Source organism: Indolivaga alginatilytica, assembly GCF_003201355.1.
Taxonomy (GTDB): Bacteria; Bacteroidota; Bacteroidia; order Bacteroidales; family Dysgonomonadaceae; genus Dysgonomonas_A; species Dysgonomonas_A alginatilytica.
In genome coordinates this window covers 96,091-118,791 of the sequence record NZ_QICL01000002.1, presented here as the reverse complement: position 1 = coordinate 118,791, position 22,701 = coordinate 96,091, and the positions used below count along the sequence as shown (strand labels likewise).

General features: G+C 38.5%; 19 protein-coding genes. 10 read left to right on the top strand and 9 right to left on the bottom strand.

Going from position 1 to position 22,701, the window contains the following annotated elements; translation table 11 throughout:
* The first annotated feature begins 95 nt into the window (after positions 1–95).
* Complete coding sequence (locus CLV62_RS03190; RefSeq protein WP_110309352.1) at positions 96–1,793, top strand: tetratricopeptide repeat protein; 1,698 nt, start codon at positions 96–98, stop codon at positions 1,791–1,793.
* A 91-nt stretch (positions 1,794–1,884) separates the two neighbouring features.
* Here CLV62_RS03190 and CLV62_RS03185 read toward each other — a convergent pair whose 3' ends face one another.
* The 5 genes from CLV62_RS03185 to CLV62_RS03165 form a co-directional block, all read right to left on the bottom strand.
* Positions 1,885–3,225, bottom strand: coding sequence for a TolC family protein (locus CLV62_RS03185; protein ID WP_110309351.1), 1,341 nt, complete (start codon positions 3,223–3,225; stop codon positions 1,885–1,887).
* A 52-nt stretch (positions 3,226–3,277) separates the two neighbouring features.
* Positions 3,278–4,432, bottom strand: coding sequence for an efflux RND transporter periplasmic adaptor subunit (locus CLV62_RS03180; RefSeq protein ID WP_110309350.1), 1,155 nt, complete (start codon positions 4,430–4,432; stop codon positions 3,278–3,280).
* Positions 4,433–4,502: 70 nt separating this feature from the next.
* A complete protein-coding gene (locus tag CLV62_RS03175; RefSeq protein ID WP_110309349.1) occupies positions 4,503–5,759 on the bottom strand; it encodes an ABC transporter permease in 1,257 nt (418 codons plus the stop codon).
* Positions 5,760–5,871: 112 nt separating this feature from the next.
* Positions 5,872–7,128: an ABC transporter permease gene (locus tag CLV62_RS03170; RefSeq protein ID WP_110309348.1), complete on the bottom strand. Its 1,257-nt coding sequence runs from the start codon at positions 7,126–7,128 to the stop codon at positions 5,872–5,874.
* A gap of 66 nt (positions 7,129–7,194) precedes the next feature.
* Positions 7,195–7,875, bottom strand: coding sequence for an ABC transporter ATP-binding protein (locus tag CLV62_RS03165; protein ID WP_110309347.1), 681 nt, complete (start codon positions 7,873–7,875; stop codon positions 7,195–7,197).
* A 348-nt stretch (positions 7,876–8,223) separates the two neighbouring features.
* Between CLV62_RS03165 and CLV62_RS03160 the strand changes: the two genes are divergently transcribed.
* The 9 genes from CLV62_RS03160 (at position 8,224) to CLV62_RS03120 (ending at position 17,012) form a co-directional block, all read left to right on the top strand.
* Positions 8,224–10,122: an amidophosphoribosyltransferase gene (locus CLV62_RS03160; protein WP_110309346.1), complete on the top strand. Its 1,899-nt coding sequence runs from the start codon at positions 8,224–8,226 to the stop codon at positions 10,120–10,122.
* Between the two features lie 200 nt (positions 10,123–10,322).
* Positions 10,323–10,751, top strand: a complete 429-nt coding sequence (gene aroQ, locus CLV62_RS03155; protein ID WP_110309345.1) for a type II 3-dehydroquinate dehydratase — start codon at positions 10,323–10,325, stop codon at positions 10,749–10,751.
* Between the two features lie 24 nt (positions 10,752–10,775).
* Entirely contained in the window at positions 10,776–12,239 is a 1,464-nt protein-coding gene (gene pyk / locus CLV62_RS03150) for a pyruvate kinase (protein ID WP_110309344.1), read from the top strand.
* Between the two features lie 105 nt (positions 12,240–12,344).
* On the top strand, positions 12,345–12,800 hold the full coding sequence (locus tag CLV62_RS03145) for a GNAT family N-acetyltransferase (protein ID WP_110309343.1): 456 nt from the start codon (positions 12,345–12,347) through the stop codon (positions 12,798–12,800).
* A gap of 4 nt (positions 12,801–12,804) precedes the next feature.
* Positions 12,805–13,440, top strand: a complete 636-nt coding sequence (locus tag CLV62_RS03140) for an O-methyltransferase (protein ID WP_110309342.1) — start codon at positions 12,805–12,807, stop codon at positions 13,438–13,440.
* A gap of 62 nt (positions 13,441–13,502) precedes the next feature.
* Positions 13,503–13,862 (top strand): 30S ribosome-binding factor RbfA, encoded by a 360-nt coding sequence (rbfA, locus tag CLV62_RS03135; protein ID WP_110309341.1) that lies wholly within the window; start codon positions 13,503–13,505, stop codon positions 13,860–13,862.
* Positions 13,859–15,088, top strand: a complete 1,230-nt coding sequence (locus CLV62_RS03130; RefSeq protein ID WP_110309340.1) for an ABC transporter permease — start codon at positions 13,859–13,861, stop codon at positions 15,086–15,088. The genes rbfA and CLV62_RS03130 overlap by 4 nt, the downstream gene beginning before the upstream one ends.
* A gap of 230 nt (positions 15,089–15,318) precedes the next feature.
* Positions 15,319–15,966 carry a DUF47 domain-containing protein gene (locus tag CLV62_RS03125; RefSeq protein ID WP_110309339.1) on the top strand — a complete coding sequence of 216 codons (648 nt, stop codon included), beginning with the start codon at positions 15,319–15,321 and terminating at the stop codon, positions 15,964–15,966.
* Positions 15,967–15,980: 14 nt separating this feature from the next.
* Positions 15,981–17,012, top strand: coding sequence for an inorganic phosphate transporter (locus CLV62_RS03120; protein WP_110309338.1), 1,032 nt, complete (start codon positions 15,981–15,983; stop codon positions 17,010–17,012).
* A gap of 280 nt (positions 17,013–17,292) precedes the next feature.
* Here the strand turns inward: CLV62_RS03120 and CLV62_RS03115 are convergent, their stop codons facing one another.
* From CLV62_RS03115 to CLV62_RS03100, 4 genes are read right to left on the bottom strand one after another with little or no spacing between them, the layout of a single operon-like run.
* Positions 17,293–20,376, bottom strand: coding sequence for an Ig-like domain-containing protein (locus CLV62_RS03115; RefSeq protein WP_110309337.1), 3,084 nt, complete (start codon positions 20,374–20,376; stop codon positions 17,293–17,295).
* 16 nt (positions 20,377–20,392) lie between these two features.
* Positions 20,393–20,902: a hypothetical protein gene (locus CLV62_RS03110; RefSeq protein WP_110309336.1), complete on the bottom strand. Its 510-nt coding sequence runs from the start codon at positions 20,900–20,902 to the stop codon at positions 20,393–20,395.
* Positions 20,899–21,600, bottom strand: a complete 702-nt coding sequence (locus tag CLV62_RS03105; protein ID WP_146212690.1) for a hypothetical protein — start codon at positions 21,598–21,600, stop codon at positions 20,899–20,901. Before CLV62_RS03105 ends, CLV62_RS03110 begins: the two co-directional genes overlap by 4 nt.
* Before the next feature lie 27 nt (positions 21,601–21,627).
* A complete protein-coding gene (locus tag CLV62_RS03100; RefSeq protein ID WP_146212689.1) occupies positions 21,628–22,308 on the bottom strand; it encodes a hypothetical protein in 681 nt (226 codons plus the stop codon).
* Positions 22,309–22,701 lie beyond the last annotated feature (393 nt).

Here is a 22,701-nt window from a genome sequence, read left to right as displayed (position 1 = left end):
TAATATATTTATTCGTATCTTTAGTAAACAAGTAATGCATATGATGCGTTATTATATAAATATGAACTAAAATTAATTATAAAAGAACAAAAGACATGAAAAACAAGGTTGAAATTCTATTTCGGTCTACTATGATTGCATTATTTGCCATCATTTTAGTGTCGTGTAGTAGCAAATTAACACCCCTCTCGCCATCACTTTTCAGTGTAACACCTAGTCCGTTAGAAGTTCAAGGCTCTAAAATCCCGGCAACTGTAAATGGCAAATTTCCTGAAAAATGGTTCAACAAGAATGCCGAAATAATTATTACACCGGTATTGAAGTGGGGAGTTTCAGAACAATTAGGTACACCTGTTACTTATCAAGGCGAAAATATAGCAGGAAATGGCATTGTTGTCCTTCAAAAACAAGGCGCCCCTTTTACAATCAAATCTGAGTTCGATTACGATCCGGAAATGGCTAACCCTGCACTCTATTTACGATTTACAACTCTTGTCAAAAACAAACCGGTCACTCTTCCTGACGTAAAAATTGCAGAAGGACTAATTACAACAGCAGCACTGGCAAATGCTTTGACAAATACTCCGGCAGATGCTCCGGATGATTTCCAAAAATTAATAAAAGACGCTTATGATGCTAATATTCTTTTCCTTATCCAACAAGCTGAACTTAGATCAAGCGAATTGAACTCTAACAATCTTGCAGCATGGAAAAGTTTAGTAAAAAGTGCCGATAATAATCCAAGACAAAACGTGAATGTAGAAGTTCTTGCTTATGCATCTCCCGACGGAGGTTACGAGTTAAACTCTAAATTAGCAGCACAACGTGAAAAAAACACGACCGGATATTTGAATAAAGAATTCAAGAAAGACAATGTGAATACAAATGTATACGCAAATTATACAGCTCAAGACTGGGAAGGTTTCAAGAAACTGGTAGAAGCATCAAGCCTTCAGGATAAAGACCTTGTATTGCGTGTACTTTCGATGTATACTGATCCTGCAGATAGAGAACGTGAGATTAAAAACATCTCTGTGATCTATAAAGATCTTGCAGAAACTATACTTCCTCAATTGAGACGTTCACGTTTGGTTGCCAATGTTGAAACAGTGGGAAGAACCGACAGTGAGCTGATACAAGCATTCAATACAAATCCATCTACTTTGACTGCAAACGAATTACTGTATACTGCAACATTAGCAGGCACACCTCAAGAAAGAATATATACTGTTGTGACTCAAAGATTCCCTACAGATTACAGAGGCTGGAACAACTTGGGTGCTTTCTATTTTGCAAACGGTCAGATAGATGCTGCTCAAAAAGCATTTATTAAAGCTCAACAAATAAATAATAGAGCTCCCGAACCAAACATGAATCTTGGTTTGTTAGCTATGGCAGATGGAGATATCGCTAAAGCCGAGCAATTGATTGCTAACGGATCGCAAGCAAATACTTCAAATGAAGCTCTTGGTTTGTTATATCTAAAAAAAGGTGACTATAATAAAGCTATTCAAGCATTTGGTGACACAAAATCGAACAATGCGGCTTTAGCTCAAATATTGACTAAGAATTACAATCAGGCAGAACAAACCTTGAAGAGTATCAGCAACAAAGACGGCATGACTCATTACCTGGAAGCAATAGTAGCTGCCCGTACAAATGATGCAACCGGTGTAGCACAACACTTAGGTGCAGCATTTGAGGTTGACCCTTCTTTGAAACAAAATGCAATCTACGATCTGGAATTTGCCAAGTTTGTAAACAATACAACAGCATCTTTCTTGTTTAAATAATGTAATAATAAAGTTCTTTATTATTGGCTATAAAATAAATAAGGCTACCCTCGGGTAGCCTTATTTATTTTGCAATCATTACTAACATATACTACATAGTGATCTCTCTTCCCTGATAGAAGTCTAATATTTTACTTCTGAATACAAAGTCATATTTAGCCTGTATCTGTTCCGATTTAGTGGTTATGAGCTTAGTTTGGGCCTCATTATACTCAAACACACTGGTTTTTCCTATCTGATAACGTTCCTCTGCATATTTGAATGACTCTGCCGCAGCTTCGTATGCTCTCTCTGTGGATATAAACTTAGCTTGCGACGCAGTAGCATTCTGATATGCCTGCTGTATTTCCTTAAAGAGTGCCAGTTTTACATTCTCCAATATTAACTGCTGATTTTCGATAGTCAAACGAGCCTGACGTACTTTATTGCGAGTGTCGAACCTGTCAAATATAGGAATATTTAAATTTAAACCCAAAGCGATACGATAATTGCCTCTCAGCTGACTACCAATAGACAGTTGAGTAATTGATGAATCGTAAACATGGCTAAACCCGTTACCATAAGATGCACCAAAACTAAGTGTTGGCCAATATCCCGCCTGAGCAACTTTTAAGGCTTTCATAGAGCTTTCGACATTAAACTGAGCCTCTTTCACATGAGGTCTGGTTTGTACCGCCTGATCGTATACCGCATCGGGCTTCACTAAACCTGCCAGTACATCCTCCACCATTAAAGTTTCGGTCAATTTAGGAGCCTCAATATCAAAACCTTCAAAAGTCTGAAGATTTAGAGCCTGAGATAAGTTCAACAAGCTGAGTTGAAGATCATTTTCGGATGTAGTTACATTCAGCTCGTCTTTGGCAAGCTGGGCTTTTATATCATATAGCTGAGACTCTGCAACTTTACCGGTCTCTACCAGAATAGAAGTTCTATCAACTTGCTTTTGGGTTAGATATACTTGTTCTTTAAATACCTTTAGTATTTCTTTTTTAAATAGAACCTCCAGAAAATAAGATGTAATTTGCAACTCCATATTTTCTTTAGCTTTATCCAAACCTGCCATAGCAGCATATAAGCTCAACTCATTTGCTTTTATTTGATTCTGTATACGGAATCCTGTAAAAATAGGAGTATTTGTGGCAAAAGAGAAGTTTGTAATAGATGCTGTTTTTGATTCGTAAATACCCGAAGTTACATTACGAGTCTGCCCAAAACTAAAACTTTGGTCGGCAGCTCCCGTCAAATCGGGCAATCGGGCGTTCTTGCTAGTATTCAAGTCTACTTCAGCTCCTTTAACTTGTAGACCTTGTTGCATTATTTCTATATTGTGCTCAATGGCATAGTCAATACATTTCCTCAAATCCCAAGCCGATTGGCTTTGCATACTAAAGCTCAACAATAGGCAACTTACAGCTATAATATATTTTTTCATAGAGTTATATCGTATTTTTAAGGTCTAAGACCTTTTTGTTACTTTAAAGCGGTTACTTAGGTTGTTCGGGCTTAGGTGCTTTCTCATCTACTTCGTTACCTCTTATCTTCTGACCTTTGGTCAACCCCGATTTAACTTCGATATTGATACCGTTCGATAATCCTACTTTTATAAATTGTTTATCAAATACTTGTTTCGGAGTTTCTTCTTTAAGGATATAGACAAATGCAGAATCGTTACTGAAAGACACCGTACTCTCGGGCACTGTTAATACACCTTTTGCATTAGCCACAATAATCTGGGCATTAGCACTGTAACCTGCACGTATACTTATAGTATCCGTAATTTGGGCAGCTGCTTTAATCTCGAAAAGGATTGCTCCGTTTTCTTCAACACCTTTAGGTGCAACATACTCAAGCGATGCATCAAATTTCTTATTATCAATAGCTCCAATCGACAATTTAATAGGCATTCCGGTATGTATACGTCCTACCTCTGTTTCATCGACCTTACCGATAAAAATCATATCGCTCATGTTTGCAACTGTAGCAATAGTAGTTCCTTCATTGAAATTATTAGATTGGATTACTGAGTTACCTACTTTTACAGGGATATCCAGAATCATACCGTCTATCGTAGAACGAATCTGAGTATTACTATATTTTGCCGTTTTCTTAGAAACTCCCGTACGTATAATATCCAGATTATCTTTTGCATTCTCGGCATCTTCTTGTGCCTTTTTGTAATCTGCCTCAGCTTTATCCATCTCCTCTTTAGCAATTACTCCTTTGTCGAATAATTGTTTTTGACGATTGTAATCTGCACTGGATAAATTCAAATTAATCTTTGCAATATTCAGTTGCGATTCGGCACCACTCAACTGAGCAGACTCGGGAACAACCTGTATGGTAGCAATTACTTCGCCTGCTTTTACAAAATCGCCTGCCTCCTTTAAAACGGTTTCTATGATACCTGCAATTTGTGGTTTGATAAGAACTTCGTCACGGGGAGAAACCTTTCCTGTTGCAACAGTTGCATTCTCAATATCACCCTCGACAACTTCTACAATTTCATAGATAACTTCTTTGGGTTGGCTTTTTTTCCACAGGAAAACAAAAATACCAACAACTACAACTGCTATAAGAACTACTCCAATTATACTGAAGATTTTCTTCACAGGACTTTTCTTTTTTGCGCTACTTTCCATATTTATTTGATGTTTATTTTTTGCTTTTAAGGTCGCAGACCTGTTTTTCTGTATCGGTATATTTAGTTATTTACTCTTCACGTATTGCATCAATCGCTTTAATACTCAAAGCCCGTAAAGCCGGTATCAGCCCTGCAAACAAACCCGAAGAGATAAGTATGGTCATCGAGATAATGGCTGTTCCGAAAGATATAAAAGGAGGGATAAAGAACATATCTTCACTGGCTCCTCCCCTCATTGCCGTACTTATCATCTCCAGAATAACTACGCCAAAGAATAAGCCCGCAAACCCTGCAATAAAAGTCAATACAAAACTTTCACTCACAATTTGAGAAACAATTGCCATTGGTTTTGCCCCTAAAGCACGGCGTACCCCAATCTCGCGGGTTCGCTCACGCACCGTAACAAGCATAATATTACTAACTCCGATAATTCCCGAGAGTAATGATCCTAGCCCTACGATCCAGATAAGCGATCGTATACCCAAAAACAAATTTGCAAAGGTTTGAAATTCCTTTTCAACATTAACACTTCGGGCAGCCTTGTCATCATTGGGGGCTATACTGTGATTTGTTTTCAAGATTGTTTTAATCTGATCTTCTAAAACGGATACAGGCACTCCCGGCTTGGCTGTAGCACCCATAAAGTGAATAATATCACCTTGGTTAAATGCTTTCTGCATAGTAGAGAATGGTATAAAGACAGAGGTCTCGGCATCTGCACCGATCTGAGCTTTAGAATTGGGGCGAATAACGCCCACTACCTGAAAATATATACCATTCACACGGATATAGGCGCCTATAGGGTTTTGTCCGCTATCAAATAAGTTTTCGGCAACAGTTTTACCTATTAAAGCGACTTTGCTGACTTTTCGAATATCCAGATCATTAAATAAGCGACCTCTTATTATAGTCTGAGTTTGTATTTTGAACTGATCGGGATAAACCCCCATCACCTGAGCAGAGGTCGATTTACGACCTATCACAACATTTTTGGAAGAACTTCCGCCAAATAACATGGGCGAAATATACTCAAGAGCCGTAGCCTTTTGCCTTATTATTTCAAGGTCACGATTATTCATATTCCATGAACGCCCTTTCCTGTAACCCTTATAAGGTTCGCTGGTTGCATTTGTCCAGAAGAATCCCGAATTTCGGGCAAATCCCTTTATGTTTTGCTCCATTCCTCCTTCGAGAGCATTACCTGCACCTATCAGGAAAACCAACATAAAAATCCCCCAAAAGACTCCAAAGCCGGTCATCACGCTTCGCATTTTATTTGCGGTGATGGTGCTCCATATTTCCTGCCACTTATCTAAATCGAACATAGTCTACTATTTCTTTTTGTTTTTAAGCAATTAGTGATGTCTGTATGGCATCCTACTAGTATTATATCTGTCTATTACTGCCATACTTCGAAAGCAAAAAACGTCTGCGGTCTTATTCGGAACGCATAGCTTCGATAGGACTGATACTTACCGCTTTCTTAGCCGGAATATATCCTGCAAACACCCCCGATACTATCAGAACCAAGGTGGCTGCTAAAACAATACCCAAGTCGACAGTAGGGTCTTTAAAGACACTGGGACCTCCTTCCGTCGAAGCAGGAGCTATCCTCATTCCTTCACTTATCAATTCGGTAAGCCCGACGCCGACTACCATTCCGATGTATCCAAATGCAGTAGTTATAATTATCGACTCCAATAATACCAGCTTCAATATAGAATACGGATTTGCTCCGATCGCTTTTCTGATTCCAAACTCACGGGTTCTTTCTTTTACGGTTATAAGCATAATGTTACCGACACCTACAATCCCTGCAATAAGCGAAGCAATACCTACAACCCATATAAACATGGTTATCCCGCCAAATATAGCCTCAGTTTGAACTGCCTCTTCTGCTGTATTCCATATCCATATTGCCGATTTATCTTCGGGATCAAAATTATGCAAAGCTCCCAGTTTCTCTCTCAACCTTTTAATAAAAGCTTCATTCTCGGGCATCGTCTTAATCCCTTTTACTGTAAAATCGAGTCTATCCACATTGTAGCCTTTACCATAGAGGCTTTGAGCTGTTGAGAAGGGAACAAAAGAGGGAATATTCGTACGTCCGCTTTCGTCTTTATATACACCTACCACCTGATAAGCAATCCCATCTGCTGTAACATACTTACCCAAAGGATCTTCTCCTTTAAAAAGAACTTCCTGCATCTCGGTATTAATGACGATTACTTTTCGTTTCTGATCCATATCTATCTGGTTGATAAACCGTCCCGTTCCTGTCGACATATCGATGTTACCGATATAAGCAGCATCGGGATATACTCCGTTCATCCCCCACGAACCATATTCTTTATTAAAAGAAATAGTTGATCTGCGTTCTATCTGAGCCGATACATAATCTACTTCGGGGATTTTATTTCGTAATAAGTCATAGTCCTTATTATCAAATTTAACTTGTCGGTCTACCGGCAAACCTTTGTAAGGCATCGAAACATATCCTGTCCCAACACTTACTGCATTTTTTGCCCGGTTCGAAAAATTAGCAGTTATCCCGTTTTTCAAACCATTGCCCGCACCCAGCAATACAATCAGCATGAAGATACCCCACGCAATAGAAAAGCCCGTCAAAAAAGTACGGAGTTTATTCTTACTGATAGTGGCACCAATCTCTCTTAATGAATCAAAATCAAACATAGATTTGGGAATTAGTTATCAGTTATCAGTCAGCAATAAACAAGTAACTGATAACTGTTGACTGTTTTAGCCTTTATTTATCTCTATCGACCCTATTATACCATCTTTTATATGTATCACCCGATCGGTAGCAGCAGCTACTCCTTGCTCATGTGTTACAATAATCATAGTCATGCCGTCAATCTCATTAATCTCACGAAGCAAACGCATCACATCTTCCGATGTTTTACTATCCAATGCCCCTGTAGGCTCATCTGCCAGAATGATCTGAGGCTGTGCAATCAATGCACGGGCTATCGCGACACGCTGCTTTTGTCCTCCCGACAATTCGTTAGGTAAATGCGTGGCATGGCTGGCCAATCCCATCTTATCGAGATATTCCATCGCCAGTATATTCCTCTTTTTGCGGCTTACTCCCTGATAATATAATGGAAGAGATACGTTTTCCAACGCATTCTTAAATGTTATCAGGTTAAAGGATTGAAAGATAAAACCGATCTTACGGTTACGTAGTTCTGCAGCTTTCGACTCACTGAGGTTTTTTATGAGTACATTATCTAAATAATAGTCTCCGGTGTCATAAGTATCCAATATTCCGAGAATATTCAACAGCGTAGATTTACCGGATCCCGATGCTCCCATTATAGAAAGGAATTCACCTTTGTCAACGCTCATATCTATACCTTTAAGTACATGTAAAGGTGAGCCTCCGTAGTACGTTTTATTGAGATTTCTTATTTGTATCACTTTAAGTCTGTTTATATATTTTTATCAGCCTTGCTTCTGTATTAGTATCATTTCGAAAGGAAATATCACAAAGTTCTAAATTATTTTTGTTTAGCAAACCTTTTATATATTTTTTTACCAAAACACCTGTCAAAAATTCTATTTTCAGTCAAAATGAAGGTTTAATTTCCACTCTTATCCAGTAAGACTCGGAATTTTATTATTGGTTACAAAAATTGCGCTTTTTTTTCTAACATTCTTTTTTTCTATTATTTTAAATTATTCTTCCTTTTTTTCATCCAAAATTCACCGTATATTTGTAGTATCTTTTTAAAGATAAGAAGAACATTTCCACCTTAGAATACTGTAATGACAGAAGCTTTAAAGCACGAATGCGGGATCGCAATGATCCGTCTTTTAAAACCACTTGAATATTATCAGGAAAAGTATGGTACATGGAGGCATGGCCTCAATAAATTGTATCTGCTTATGGAGAAACAACACAACCGCGGGCAGGAAGGAGCCGGCTTAGCAGTTGTGAAGCTGGATGCACAACCGGGTACTGAATTTATTTTCAGAGAGAGAGCAACAGGATCGAGTGCCATTTCCGAAATATTCGGTAATGTACACAACCACTTTGGTAAAATCTCTTCCGAGAACCTCGAAGATCCTATTTTCGCAAAGAACAACCTACCGTTTGCAGGCGAATTATTTCTAGGACACTTGAGATATAGTACTACCGGAAAAACAGGCTTGTCTTATGTACATCCTTTCCTCAGACGCAACAATTGGGCATCACGTAATCTGGCTCTTGCCGGAAACTTCAATATGACCAATGTTGACGAGCTTTTTAATGATTTATTAAAGGAAGGGCAACATCCTCGTGATTATGCCGATACTTTTGTCCTTTTGGAATCTCTGGGTCATCATCTCGATCGTGAGGTGCAATTCCAATACGATAAATACGGAAAAGATAAAACGGTAAAAGGAACTGATCTTAATAAGCTTATCGAAGAAAATCTGGACATACCATTTATGCTGCGCACTGCCAGCAAAAATTGGGATGGAGGATTTGTTATAGGCGGGTTGATAGGTTGCGGTGATTCATTTGTTTTCCGTGACCCATGGGGTATTCGTCCGGCATATTATTATATGGATGACGAAATTGTAGTGGTTGCCTCTGAACGTCCGGTTATTCAAACAACAATGAATCTCGATGTTTCCGATATTAAAGAATTGGAAGCGGGACAAGCTATCGTTGTAAAAAAAGACGGTCGTGTTATGTTTCCTCAAATATTAGAAAAGAAAGAATCGTTTGCACCTTGTTCATTCGAGAGGATTTATTTCTCGAGAGGATCTGATTCTGATATTTACAGAGAAAGAAAAGAACTCGGAAAACTATTGCTTCCACGTATTCTCAAATCTATTGATTCCGATCTTCGCAACACTGTATTTTCATTTATTCCAAATACAGCCGAAGTTGCATTTTACGGAATGACTCAAGGGTTAGAGGAATACATGCAGGAAGTAAGATTCAAAAAGATCAGAGAAAAAGGGGAACATGCAACCAATGACGATCTGAAACGAATATTAGCCATGAAAGTCCGCACCGAAAAGGTTGCAATCAAAGATATTAAACTAAGAACATTTATTTCCGAAGATAAAGGCCGTAACGATCTGGCAGCACACGTATATGACGTTACGTACGAGTCGATCCGTCCCTACAAAGACAACCTTGTAGTAATAGATGATAGTATAGTTAGGGGAACAACCCTGCAACAAAGTATCATTAAGATGCTCGACAGATTACACCCCAAGAAGATCGTAGTCCTATCTTCATCACCTCAGATCAGGTATCCTGACTGTTATGGTATAGATATGTCACGCATGAGCGAATTTGCAGCTTTCAGAGCAGCAATCCAACTTCTAAAAGACAGAAACCTGCAACAGATAATTGATGACGTTTATCAAAAATCAGCTGCTCAGCGCGATAAGCCGAAAGAGGAAATAGTTAATTATGTAAAGGAAATATATGCACCTTTCACAGAAGAAGAAATCTCTGAGAAGATAGCAGAAATGCTAACACCGGAAGGGACGGAAGCCAAGGTGGAAATCGTATTCCAAAGCATCGAGAATCTTCACAAGGCATGTCCGGACAACAAAGGAGACTGGTATTTCTCGGGCAACTACCCTACACCGGGAGGCAACCGTATGGTAAATACAGCTTTCCTTAATTATGTTGAAGGTTTAGAGAAAAGATCATACTAGGCATTAGACTTTAAATAGTACAATTCTATAAAAAAGCGACAGATTATTCTTCAAGAATATGGCTGTCGCTTTTTTTCACATTAACACATTCTTATTTTGCATAAAACTGCATCTATTTAGTATTTAATACACAAAAATTTGTCTATCTTTGTATGATTATTTCTCAGCAATCACTTTGTATAGCTAAAACACTATTATACATGAAGATATTGGTAATAAACGGACCTAATTTAAACTTATTAGGAAAACGTGAACCTTCAATATATGGCAATACTACATTTGACATGTATTTCGCCGAATTGGTTTCATTATATACTGATAGTTGCGAATTATTCTACTACCAATCTAATCACGAAGGAGATCTGATAGATAAGATACATGAAGTCGGATTTGAATATGATGGTATTGTTATAAATGCGGGAGCATACACCCATACCTCAATAGCTCTGCATGATGCAATAAAAGCGGTAACCACTCCGGTTATAGAGGTGCATATCTCTAACATACATGCGAGAGAAGAGTTTCGTCACAAATCGATGATAGCACCAGCCTGCAAAGGTGCAGTAGTCGGACTCGGACTCGAATCCTACAAATTAGCGATTGAATACATTATTAGAAATACAAAATAATTATTATAATTAAAAACTACTTTTATGTTTAAGAAAACGAAAATTGTTGCAACAATTTCAGACATGCGTTGTGATGTTGATTTCATCCAATCGTTGTACAACGAAGGAATCAATGTAGTTCGAATGAACTCGGCTCACATGACAGAAGAAGGATTCGTTCAAGTAATCAACAACGTACGTGCGGTATCTAAGACTATCGGTCTGATGATGGACACTAAAGGTCCTGAAATCCGCACAACTGCAACTGAGTCTGGTGAAAAGATTGTTGTGAAAACAGGTGACAGGCTGAAAGTGATCGGAAACATTGATGTAAAATCGACTCCAGAACAAGTAGCTGTATCATACCCAAGTATCGTAAAAGATGTTCCTGTAGGAAATCTTCTTCTTATCGATGATGGTGAAACTGCACTTAAGGTAATCGAAAAAGGAAATGACTTTCTTCTTGTAGAAGTTCAAAATAACGGAACAATCGGTAGCCGTAAAAGCGTAAACATCCCAGGTGTTAGCGTTAATCTACCTTCAATCACTGAGAAAGATAAAAAATGTATTGAAATAGCTATCAAATACGGAGCTGACTTCATTGCACACTCTTTCGTAAGACATAAAGAAGATGTTCTTGACGTTCAAAAAATATTGGATGCTCACAACAGTGACATTAAAATCATCGCTAAAATCGAAAATCAAGAAGGTGTTGATAACATCGACGAAATTTACGAACACGCTTATGGTGTAATGGTTGCTCGTGGTGACCTAGGTATTGAAGTTCCACAAGAAAACATTCCGGGAATCCAACGTTTGTTGATCCGTAAAGCAATCGAATACAAAAAACCGGTTATCGTTGCTACTCAAATGTTACACACTATGATCGAAAATCCACGTCCGACACGTGCTGAAGTTGCCGATATTGCAAATGCAGTATATTACGGAACTGATGCTGTGATGTTGAGTGGCGAAACTGCTTACGGTAAATATCCTGTTGAGGCTGTTCGCACAATGGCTCAAGTGGCTCGTGCTGCTGAAATCTCTAAATTGGAAGAGAACATTATTCCTGTTCCATTCAAAGATTCAGAATACGATAATACTTCATTCCTTGCAAAACAAGCTGTTAAATCGGTAAGCCAACTTGGTGTTAAAGCAATTATTACTGATAGTGTAACCGGACGTACTGCACGTACATTAGCTGCTTTCCGTAGCAAAAATACAGTTTATGCATTCTGTAATAAAGAGGAAGTTGCTCGTTATCTTTCGGTTTGTTATGGTGTTGACGCCCGTTTCCAAGAGGATACAGGTTACACTACTAACAAACACAAAGAATATTTCCTGAAAGCATTGAAAAATCTTACAGAAGTGAAAGCTCTGGATAAAGGTGATACTGTTGCATATTTAAGCGGAAGCTTCACTGAAGGTGGAGGTACAACTTTCCTTGAAATCAACAATGTAGGTAAAGTACTTGAAGCTGGTGACAAATATGATGTTCCGGTAGAATAATATTGCAACTTTGTATAGAAACAAAATAGCATAACTGCAACAGATGAGATAATAGCGACATAATAATCGCCTATTATCTCATTCGTTTTTTTAGCAACCATACACATGCAAATCAGAGAATACATTCCGGAAGACTTTTCTTGTTTGACTAAAATATTGCATCAGGCGGTACATAATATCCCCACCGATATATATACATATGAACAGCAAAATGCATGGGCACCCGATTCAATTCTGAAACAGAATCTCCATCTGACTAAAACCTGGGTCTGCCTTATGGATGATACAATCGCAGGATTTATAGATTTTATTCCATCAAAAGGATATATTAATTATTTATATACCCATCCCGATTATCAACGTAAAGGAATTGCCTCTTTGTTATATCAAAAAGTAGAGACAGAAGCTATAAGACTGCAAATAGAAAAACTGACAGTAGATGCATCAAAAGTAGCTCTTCCATTTTTCCTTCATAAAGGATTTACTTTAGAAAGAGAAAACATTGTAGAACGAAAAGGCGTAAAAATGATTAATTTTACCGTCGGTAAGATTATTGTATAAAAATATGGAGCAAGACAATATAGAACAATATATCCTAACGCATATAGATGAAGAGGGCGAATTGTTGAGAAATCTCAACCGAGATGCTCATGTAAACCTACTTCGTCCACGTATGATATCAGGACATTTGCAAGGAAGACTTTTGAAAATGTTTTGCAGGATTGTACAACCTAAATATATTCTGGAAATAGGAACTTATACTGCATATGCAACTCTTTGTCTGGCAGAAGGGGCTGCCGATAATGCAGAGATTCATACAATAGAAGTTAATGATGAACTGGAGGATTTCATCATGAAACATCTGCATAAATCGAAACTCAAAGACAAGATACACTTACATATTGGTGATGCGATACAGATAATACCAACAATAGATTGTATCTTTGACCTTGTTTTTATAGATGCCAATAAACGGCATTACTGCGAGTATTACGATCTGATATTCGACAAAGTTCGTTCGGGTGGCTTAATTATAGCCGATAATACCCTTTGGGACGGGAAGGTTTTGGAAACTCCTCACCCTACCGACAAACAGACAATAGGTATACAGGCATTCAATGATATGCTTGAAAAAGACAACAGAGTAGAGAAAGTTATTCTACCGATTCGGGATGGATTAACTCTCATTTGGAAGAAATAAGGTCGCAAGCTAAATAGTATACTTCGACTAACTGAAAAAAAATTACGATATACATATAAATAATGGAAACAACCAGACAACAGAAAATAAACAGATTGATCCAAAAAGAATTGGGCGAAATATTCTTATTACAAACTAAAGCGATGCCGGGAATACTAGTATCGGTAAGTGGTGTAAGAATCAGTTCTGACTTAAGTGTAGCAAAAGCGTATTTAAGTATTTTCCCTTCCGAAAAAGGACCGGAATTATTAGTGAATATCAAGACTAACGTAAAAGCAATACGTTACGATTTAGGGCAACGCCTGGGAAAACAACTGCGCATTATTCCTGCTCTCGTATTTTTTATAGATGATTCATTGGATTATCTGGAAAATATCGACCGATTATTAAAACCTGAGGATAAGAAAGAAACTGAAGAGTGAATCTATCTTTTTACATAGCACGCCGATATTTATTCTCCAAGAAATCGCATAATGCAATCAATGTGATTTCTATGATTTCGGTATGCGGTATAGCTATCGCTACTCTGGCGATGGTATGCACGCTTTCTATATTTAACGGCTTTACCAAACTGGTATCGGATTCTTTCAGCGTGATTGATCCCACTTTACAAATCTCACCTGCAAAGGGTAAAGTTTTCGACCCATCAGACCCTAATATTCAAAAAATAAAGCAACTGCCCGAAATAGATATCATCTCCGAAACAATTGAAGAACATGCCTTAGTGAGGTATGGAGAGAGACAAGATCCTGTTTTAATAAAAGGGGTCTCGGATAATTTCAAAAAGATGGCAGATATAAACCGAATTACAATAAACGGTGTTTTTGCCCTGAAAGAAGGTGATGTTGATTATTGTGTTGCAGGAGTCGGACTGGCTATGAATTTGGGATTAAGAGCTGATAACATCACTCCATTAGAAATATATTCGCCCAAACGGGATGTAAAAATACAAATGGCGAACCCCTCGGGTGCTTTTACGCAGGTATATGCCTATCCTTCGGGAATATTTTCTCTTAATCAAGCCAAATACGATGAGCAAATGTTGATTGTATCACTCAGTCTGGCACGTCAGCTTTTCAGGTATGACAAAGAGGTAACATCACTGGATATAAAACTGAAAGATGATGCTTCTGCGGATCAGGTGGAAAAGAAAATACAAGACATTCTTGGCGACAGCTTTATCGTAAAAAACAGGTTTGAACAACAAGCCGACTCATTCCGAATGGTGAATATCGAAAAATGGGTCACATTCCTTATACTTGCTTTCATCCTCATTATTGCGGTATTTAATGTAGTCGGATCACTATCTATGCTGATAGTCGATAAACATGATGACATCAAAATATTACAAAACATGGGAGCAAACAACAAACTGATCTCTCGAATTTTTTTAATAGAAGGATGGCTGATCTCGATGACAGGGGCCATTACCGGACTCATTCTGGGACTTACTCTTTGCCTCTTACAAGAACATTTCGGTTTACTAAAACTAGGGCAAACGCCCGGAACTTTTGTTGTTGATGCTTATCCGGTTTCGGTTTTAGCATCCGACATATTATTTATCTTTGTAACTGTCAGCCTCATAGGCTTTCTTATTGTACTATACCCCGTGAACACTTTAAAAAAGAAATTAAATACATATTCTTAAGGTCTCATATCTTTTTATTTATTTGGTAAATAAAAAACGATTAATCGTTATTACCTTGAAATACCACATCAGATACTTCATCTCACTTAATTGACAAGTAGATAGATTGTAACAATGTTACAAATTGTTCACTTTTTAGTGTTAAAAAAAGGTTAACTTTTTGTTTTTTACTATATCTTTGCACCAAAATATTAAAACCGAGTATCTAGACTTACAGGTTAAATAAACATATGAAGAATAACTTATTCGACAGATTTGTTCCAAAAGAAAACAAATTCTTTCCACTACTCAGTCAAATGGCTGATGTTATCCTAACGGCTTCTGATCTGATCATTGGATGTGTACAAGCAAAAAACCATGCAGAAGCAGTTGAGTTATACAAAAAAGTAAAAGATCAGGAACGTCGCGGAGATAAACTCCAAGCGAAGATTTTTGAAGAGTTAAACAACACGTTTATTACTCCATTCGACAGAGAAGACATCAATACACTGTCGAGCAGGCTGGATGACGTTATTGATCACATCAATAGTTGTGCTAAAAGAATCATGCTGTACAGTCCGAAAGTAATGCCCGAGAGTGCTAAATTGTTGGCTCTATTGGTTCGCGAATCGGCTGAATACTTGACTAAAGCTATTGACGAGCTTGATGTTTTGAAGAAAAACCCTACAAAGGTTAGAGAGTATTGTAACAAATTACATGAAATAGAATCTAAGGCGGATGATGTATATGAGCATTTCCTCATCGATCTTTTCGAAAATGAAAAAGATGCTATTGAAGTAATAAAGTTGAAGGATATCCTACATGAGCTTGAAAAAGCAACCGACACTCAAGAGGCTGTTGGTAAAATAATAAAGACTATCATCGTCAAATACTCATAAAATAAAGCAAATCAATGACGCTATTAATTATTATTATTGTTCTTGCTATTATTTTTGACTACATAAACGGTTTTCACGATGCTGCGAATTCTATCGCAACTGTAGTGTCGACCAAAGTCCTTACACCTACTCAAGCTGTTATCTGGGCGGCATTTTTTAACTTCGTTGCCTATTTCATAGCAAAACACATCATTGGAGGATTCGGTATAGCAAACACTGTTGCAAAAACAGTAGACTTGTCCAGTATCGCATCGCCTTCACATGTTATCATTGCAGGATTAGTTGCAGCAATCACTTGGAATCTTATCACTTGGTGGCTTGGTATCCCTTCGTCGTCTTCGCATACTCTTATCGGAGGATTTGCAGGAGCTGCTATTGCAGGAGGTGGGCTTAAAGCTGTTCATTTAGATACAGTTGGTATAATTGCATTATTCATTGTGGTTGCTCCATTAATTGGTATGATTGGTGGTAATATTATTACGATAATTACCCTCCATGCCATGAAAAAGGTAAAACCGGGCAAAGCCGACAGATGGTTTAAAGGCTTACAGCTTATATCATCAGCTTTACTCAGTATTGGGCACGGACTGAATGATTCTCAAAAAGTAATGGGTATTATAGCTGCGGCACTAATAGCCAATCAGGGTATACCCGATCTTCCTCACTGGATGGCAATGTCGGACATGAGCGAAATGCATGACTGGATTCCGCTAGTCTGTTTCTCGGCTATTGCAATAGGTACTATGTCGGGAGGATGGAAAATCATGAAGACTATGGGTAACCGTATCACCAAGATTACTCCTGTTGAAGGCTTTTGTGCACAAACAGCGGGGTCTATCACTCTATTCATTTCTGAAATGCTTCACATTCCGGTAAGTACTACTCACGTTATCACCGGTAGTATTATGGGTGTAGGGGCAGTTAAGCGACTATCGGCAGTTAGATGGGGTGTAACCAAAGATTTATTGGTTGCATGGATTATAACTATTCCTGTGAGCGCTCTTATGGCAGGATTCGTATATTGGATATTGACTCTTGTTTTCTAAAATAGGAAGTCTTATTTTTCGAGAAATAAATTTCAAGATATACCAAAAGTGGGGAGATATAAAATCTCCCCACTTTTTATTTCAGACAGCTAAGCTAATATGAAATAGCTTTTCATTAATCAGTTGGCAGCTCTTTGCCATGATTCTAAACGAAGGAGCATCATTACACTGATTATATCATTCACATAAATGCAAAAAACGGTTTCAATTAATCAATTGAAACCGTTTTTATATTTTGTTTTATGGTTATTTGACTAACCATCTTTAGATTATCTATCCTTTAATTCCCTGTTGTTTCCGTACCCGGGCTTCTTAGATCAGGATTAGCTAGAAACATACATCCTCTGGCATTGGTGTGATAATACAATACATATGGACCACAAGTAGCATCTGTTATCGTAAGACGCATATACCTGCGCGTAGGATTCGCTTGTGTACTTGTAAACATATAAGTTGTAGAGGCGGATTTAAATATCGGATTTGTCTCTCCTGCTATATCATACCAAACTCCTGTACCCAGATTACTGCTATTATATGCCCATTGGTATGTAAAATTTCCACTTCCTCCGGTAGCAGCTTGTCCCAGCATAATTGCCTGATAAGCACAGAATGTTGCTTCCTGCATTTTTCCATGCAGATCGGCAACGCTTACAGGGTCATATACCGAGATATCAATAGTGTCTTTTACCGTTACTCCACATGTCGTACTGGTAATTTCTACTATATACAAACCTTCTTCTTTAGATGACGCATTAGGTATTACAGGATTTTTCTCGGTTGAGGTAAATCCATTCGGACCTGTCCAGTTATATGTCGCATTAGTAACTGTAAACCCATTAAGACTAATAGGGCTGCCATAACATACCGGAGTTTGCCCGTAAGCTAAGGCCGTTCTGTCTAACGATACGAGTGTAACTTGCTGGGGAAAAGAGTTACCGCAAGCATCTGAAATACGTACTGTATAGGTCTCGTTGGCAACACCAAAATTCCCGAGATCGATTTCATGTTCCGAAGTCATAGGATCAGTCAGTCGTATTGTATTTGTCTCATCATAAATGGTATAAGTATACGGTGCAACTCCATTGGTGGCCTGTAGGGTTAGATACCCTGTTTCACCTGAAGGACAAGAGTATGCACTTGTTTTGTCTTTGTCTAAAGCCAGAGGTTGAGGATTATATACTATTGTATCTGACTTTATAGCACATCCGGTGAGGCTGTTTGATGTCATCATCCCCAATATATAGGTTCCGGCGATGGTAAGTGAAAAAGACTCCTTGCTTGTACTGGGTATCACCATAGAATTGGCACCACTTCCGGAGGGTACTTGAGTCATACGAAAATAAACAGTGCTGACAGGATTTCCATTGAGAGAAATACTTCCAGAAGGAAAAAGCTTTGTACTTATACAATCCCTCTCCAGATTATAACCCAGTTTGTCTCCTGTATAGCCTCCCTGTATAGCAGTTGTTACAGTATAGGGCTTGCCACAAGACACGATTGTAGCTGTATAGTCCCCGGGAGGCAGATATGTCTCGGGAAAACTATAATAATAATCAGTAGAACTTCCGTCTGAAGTTTTAGTATAACTTTGTGACACATACCCGTCAGGTCCGGTAATTATTACTGTATCACCTTTTCTCATATAGCCCGTGCCTAAGGGAGAGGTGGCTGACACTCTTAAGTAACCCCTGTTATCTGCACAGACACTGGTTGAGTACTTCGTCAGCGTAAATGCCGTAGGAATATACGAAGACGTTTTCGATACAAGAGTCTTGGTAAGGTTATTGCTATTGGGATAAACAAAGGTGAGAGTGTATTGTTTGTCATACTGTAAGTTGCGGGCATATTTTACGACTGTACTCATCAGTGTATCCCTTTGAATCACAGCTCCGGTATCATCTGTCACTGTTACATAGACAGGATTAGGATAACCATTGTCGCAAGGGTAACTGGAGCTATACGGCCTGTCGTAATAATCACAATACCTATCGGAACTATAATTATTGAATGTACTCAGACTCGGCGTGGGAGTATCTGTGGCAGCTATACCTGTTAACGAGTAATTGGTCTGCAATTTATAACCGTTAGCATCTGTTATATTCCGGTAGAAACTCTCACCGGTATTACAGACCCAAGTAATAGCCGGATCCGTAGACATATAATTAGTATTGTTATATACTACCTCTCCGGTCGACCGGTCGGTAATTGTAACAGTAAGGGGATAACAGAGGACTCCGTCATAATCAGTGTATTTATTTACAGTGTATGTCCTGATACCCGCACAATTGTTATCAGAAGCACTCACACTGAATGCCGGTATCTTCAGATAAAGACCTATTGAAGTTATAGCAGAAGGGCAATCTTTCACCCTTGTATAAAGAGTTAAATTAGTAGGCGAGCCTGAGGAATAATAATCCGAATATTTGCCCGGACCTAAATCAATCAGATCTTGATATGTACTACTATTACCCGAGAAGTACCTGATTCGAAACCAATCTTTAGGCGTCCCATTTAAGGGTGCTATGCCATATTCATACAAGCCATCAGAATAGTACCTATAAAAATCCGGATAATCGATAGAATTATAATAATAGTATGGGCGATAATACACTTTAGAACAGTCAGGCACACCGGGATTATATGGAGCAAAATACGTGTACGAAGCAGTTCCCGTAGGAACAGCTGTTAGTTCCTTGATTATAAATGATGTCACGCTAGTGTAACAACCGTCATTGACAGACACGGTATATGTACCGGCAGGCCATGTATCGCCAAGCGTGTAACGCCATCCGGCAGCAGCCGAGCCACTGGTGGCCTTGACAGCACTCACCACTTGCGGCACCGTTACTCCGGCAGGCGCAGATGTAATGGTAAAAGTCGGCATACTGGTTTGGTTACCATTTTCGAGAAGTACCACCACAAGTCCGGTAGTACAATTCTGATACGAATTACGCGAGGTGGGTATAGCCGCTGTACTGGTAGCAGCAGGAGCTACAAATGATAGCCGGGGCTCCTGATAAGAACCTGTGACTACTACATTATTGACGGTACGCACGATGCTTGGACCGGTTAAAGTATTACAGAAACCGGCAGCTTCGAGGTTGTAAGTGCCCGGAGGCAGGTTAGTAAATACATTGGTGCTGACAGGCCCTACAGAGAGGCTTCCTGTTGTCGACTTCAATGAGTATTGTTTATTCACAAGCTTATCCGCCGATGCACCGGCGAAGGTAATTGTGATGGTTCCGTTACTCTGGCAAGTAGAAGGAATCACAGTGGCAGAGGCTGTAACATCATTACAGTCCTGTGCATATATATTGGAAATGAAGAGTGTAAAACTCAAAAATAGATAAAGTAACTTTTTCATTGCTGATTTTCTGTTTTTAAGGTTTTACATAAATCATTTCGCACTTTCCTTTCAGTGTTTGTCCCGGATAGTTGGAAGAGCCGTAAATAATCTGATCGAAAGTTATTGTTAACTGGTTCCCCGATTGTCGGATAGTATATTCCGGAATATGAGATCCACTGATTGTCTCTGTAACTTTCTTTTCTTCTTGAGAAGACCCTGCGATTTCCTCCTTTTCGGGTAAAGCCTCCAATAGCGTCAAGACATTAGACTCACGATCCAGATTATATCTATTGCCATTATCTAAAAGCTCTCCTGAGCTAATTCTATCACCCTCTAAAGTCACTGATTTAAAAACCGGTATAAGTGGAAAATTCCATTCAGAAGAAATAATCTGTACAGAGTCGTTCAGACTCTTCTCAAAAACCAAAGCCTTAGAGTCATAATCGCGGACGCTCAATACCACTTTGTCTAAACGATAAGGGTCTTGTGAATACACAACCGAAGTCGCTAGACAAACTATAATAATTATCAATAATTTTTTCATTTTTCTTTAAACATTATATTCATAAATGTTTTCTCAGATACGCTATAATCTGCAACGATGCTATAACTTAATACGCCTGCCGTAGATACAGTGACAGAAGTATATACCGAGGGATCATAGTAAAGAATAAAATAATCAAATGCTGTAGCTGCAGCCCCCACAGACAAAGTGGCGGACGAAAGGCTCTTAGCCTGAGGAGTCCCGTACTGCGTTTTATAAATATTGAACAGATTAACTGTAAAGACACCATTCGAATACGTGTAGTTTGTAGTATTGGGTAAAGCATCACCCTTAACCGGCAAAACTACCGAGGGCATATAAAATTGGGGCTTTTTAATTCCCGAAAGGGGAATCCACAAACCAGAATTTGCTCCTGCACCGTTATTTGCCGTAGCATCATAATAATAATATCCGGATGCTGTTATACCTATAGTTTTACCGGCAGGGGCTGCAGGGACATCTGTAACATATACGATAGCCCCATTTTGTGCTGCTGCATATTGTGCATTCTTGCCTGCCAGTTGATCCCCGGTCAATCGGGGCGCAATAAATCCTTCGGCAGTAGTAGCACCTGTACTTCCCGCTACTACTTCGAGAGTAGCCGCAGGCGTCTCTGTATTTACTCCCACCTGCGCAAACATAAAACTGTTCACACAAAAGAATGAGATTAATGACAAATATATTTTTAACCTTTTCATTATTAGATGAGTTTTAGTTAGTTGTTTTTATTTTTCTCTGAATACTATATTCATAAATGTTTTTTCCGTTGGAGTATACCCGCTTACCAGATAGTATGTCAATATTCCGGCTGCTGTTACTGAAACTGAAGTAAATACAGAGGTGTCGTAATAAAGTACAAAGTAATGGTAGTCGCTCGCCACCGTTCCCGTTCTCAGAGAAGATATGGGGTTACTTGAAGCTTTAGGGGTACCCAATTGATCCTTATAAATATTATATAAGTTAACTGTGAACCTATTGGTTGAAGGAGCAGTATAATTCGCATCGGGCAATGAATACATATCGGTAGGTAAAAGAATCGTTGGAATGTAAAACTGTTCTTTACTACTGTCGGCAAATGCGACCCATAAACCCGTCCCACTTTCGGCTGTGGCATCATAAAAATAATACCCGATGGTTTTTACATTTTTAGTTTTGCCCGTAGTGGCACTCGCCACCTCTGTAACATATACGAGAGTTGCATTTTGATCTGCCCCATATTGAGCATTCTTAGCTGTCAGTTGATTCCCTGTCAATCGGGGCCCGATAAAACCATCTGCTATGGAACCGTCGGTAACCGCCGCTACATCCAAAGTGGCAGATGAAGTAGTTTTACCTATACCTACCTGACTATATGCTGTCATCGTAGATAAGATGAGTACAATGGAAAAGAATAATTTAACTTTCATTCTGATTTTCATACATTTATTAAATAAAACTTTTTATTTAAAGTTTTCCAATGAGTTTGTTAATGCTTTTTTAACGCACACAGATACCTCTAATACATTGTTGCAGGTATTATTTATACTAGATACTTTATGTTTATTTATTATTGATATTTTTTTGAAGTCTGTAAAAAGGAAATTATCCCAGAAAGATGCAGCAATAGCATCTTTACAGTTTTCACACTATCTTAGAGATTCCCACAATCTTCAAACCACAGATACGCATGTTTATTGCTGTCAAGCTTATTAAGTACGCAAAAACAGACCTTAATTGTTAAATAAAAGTCCACACAATTGTTATATAATAAATAAAATGTTGTCATTTAAGTGTTCCAGAGCACAAAACTCCCGAGGCAC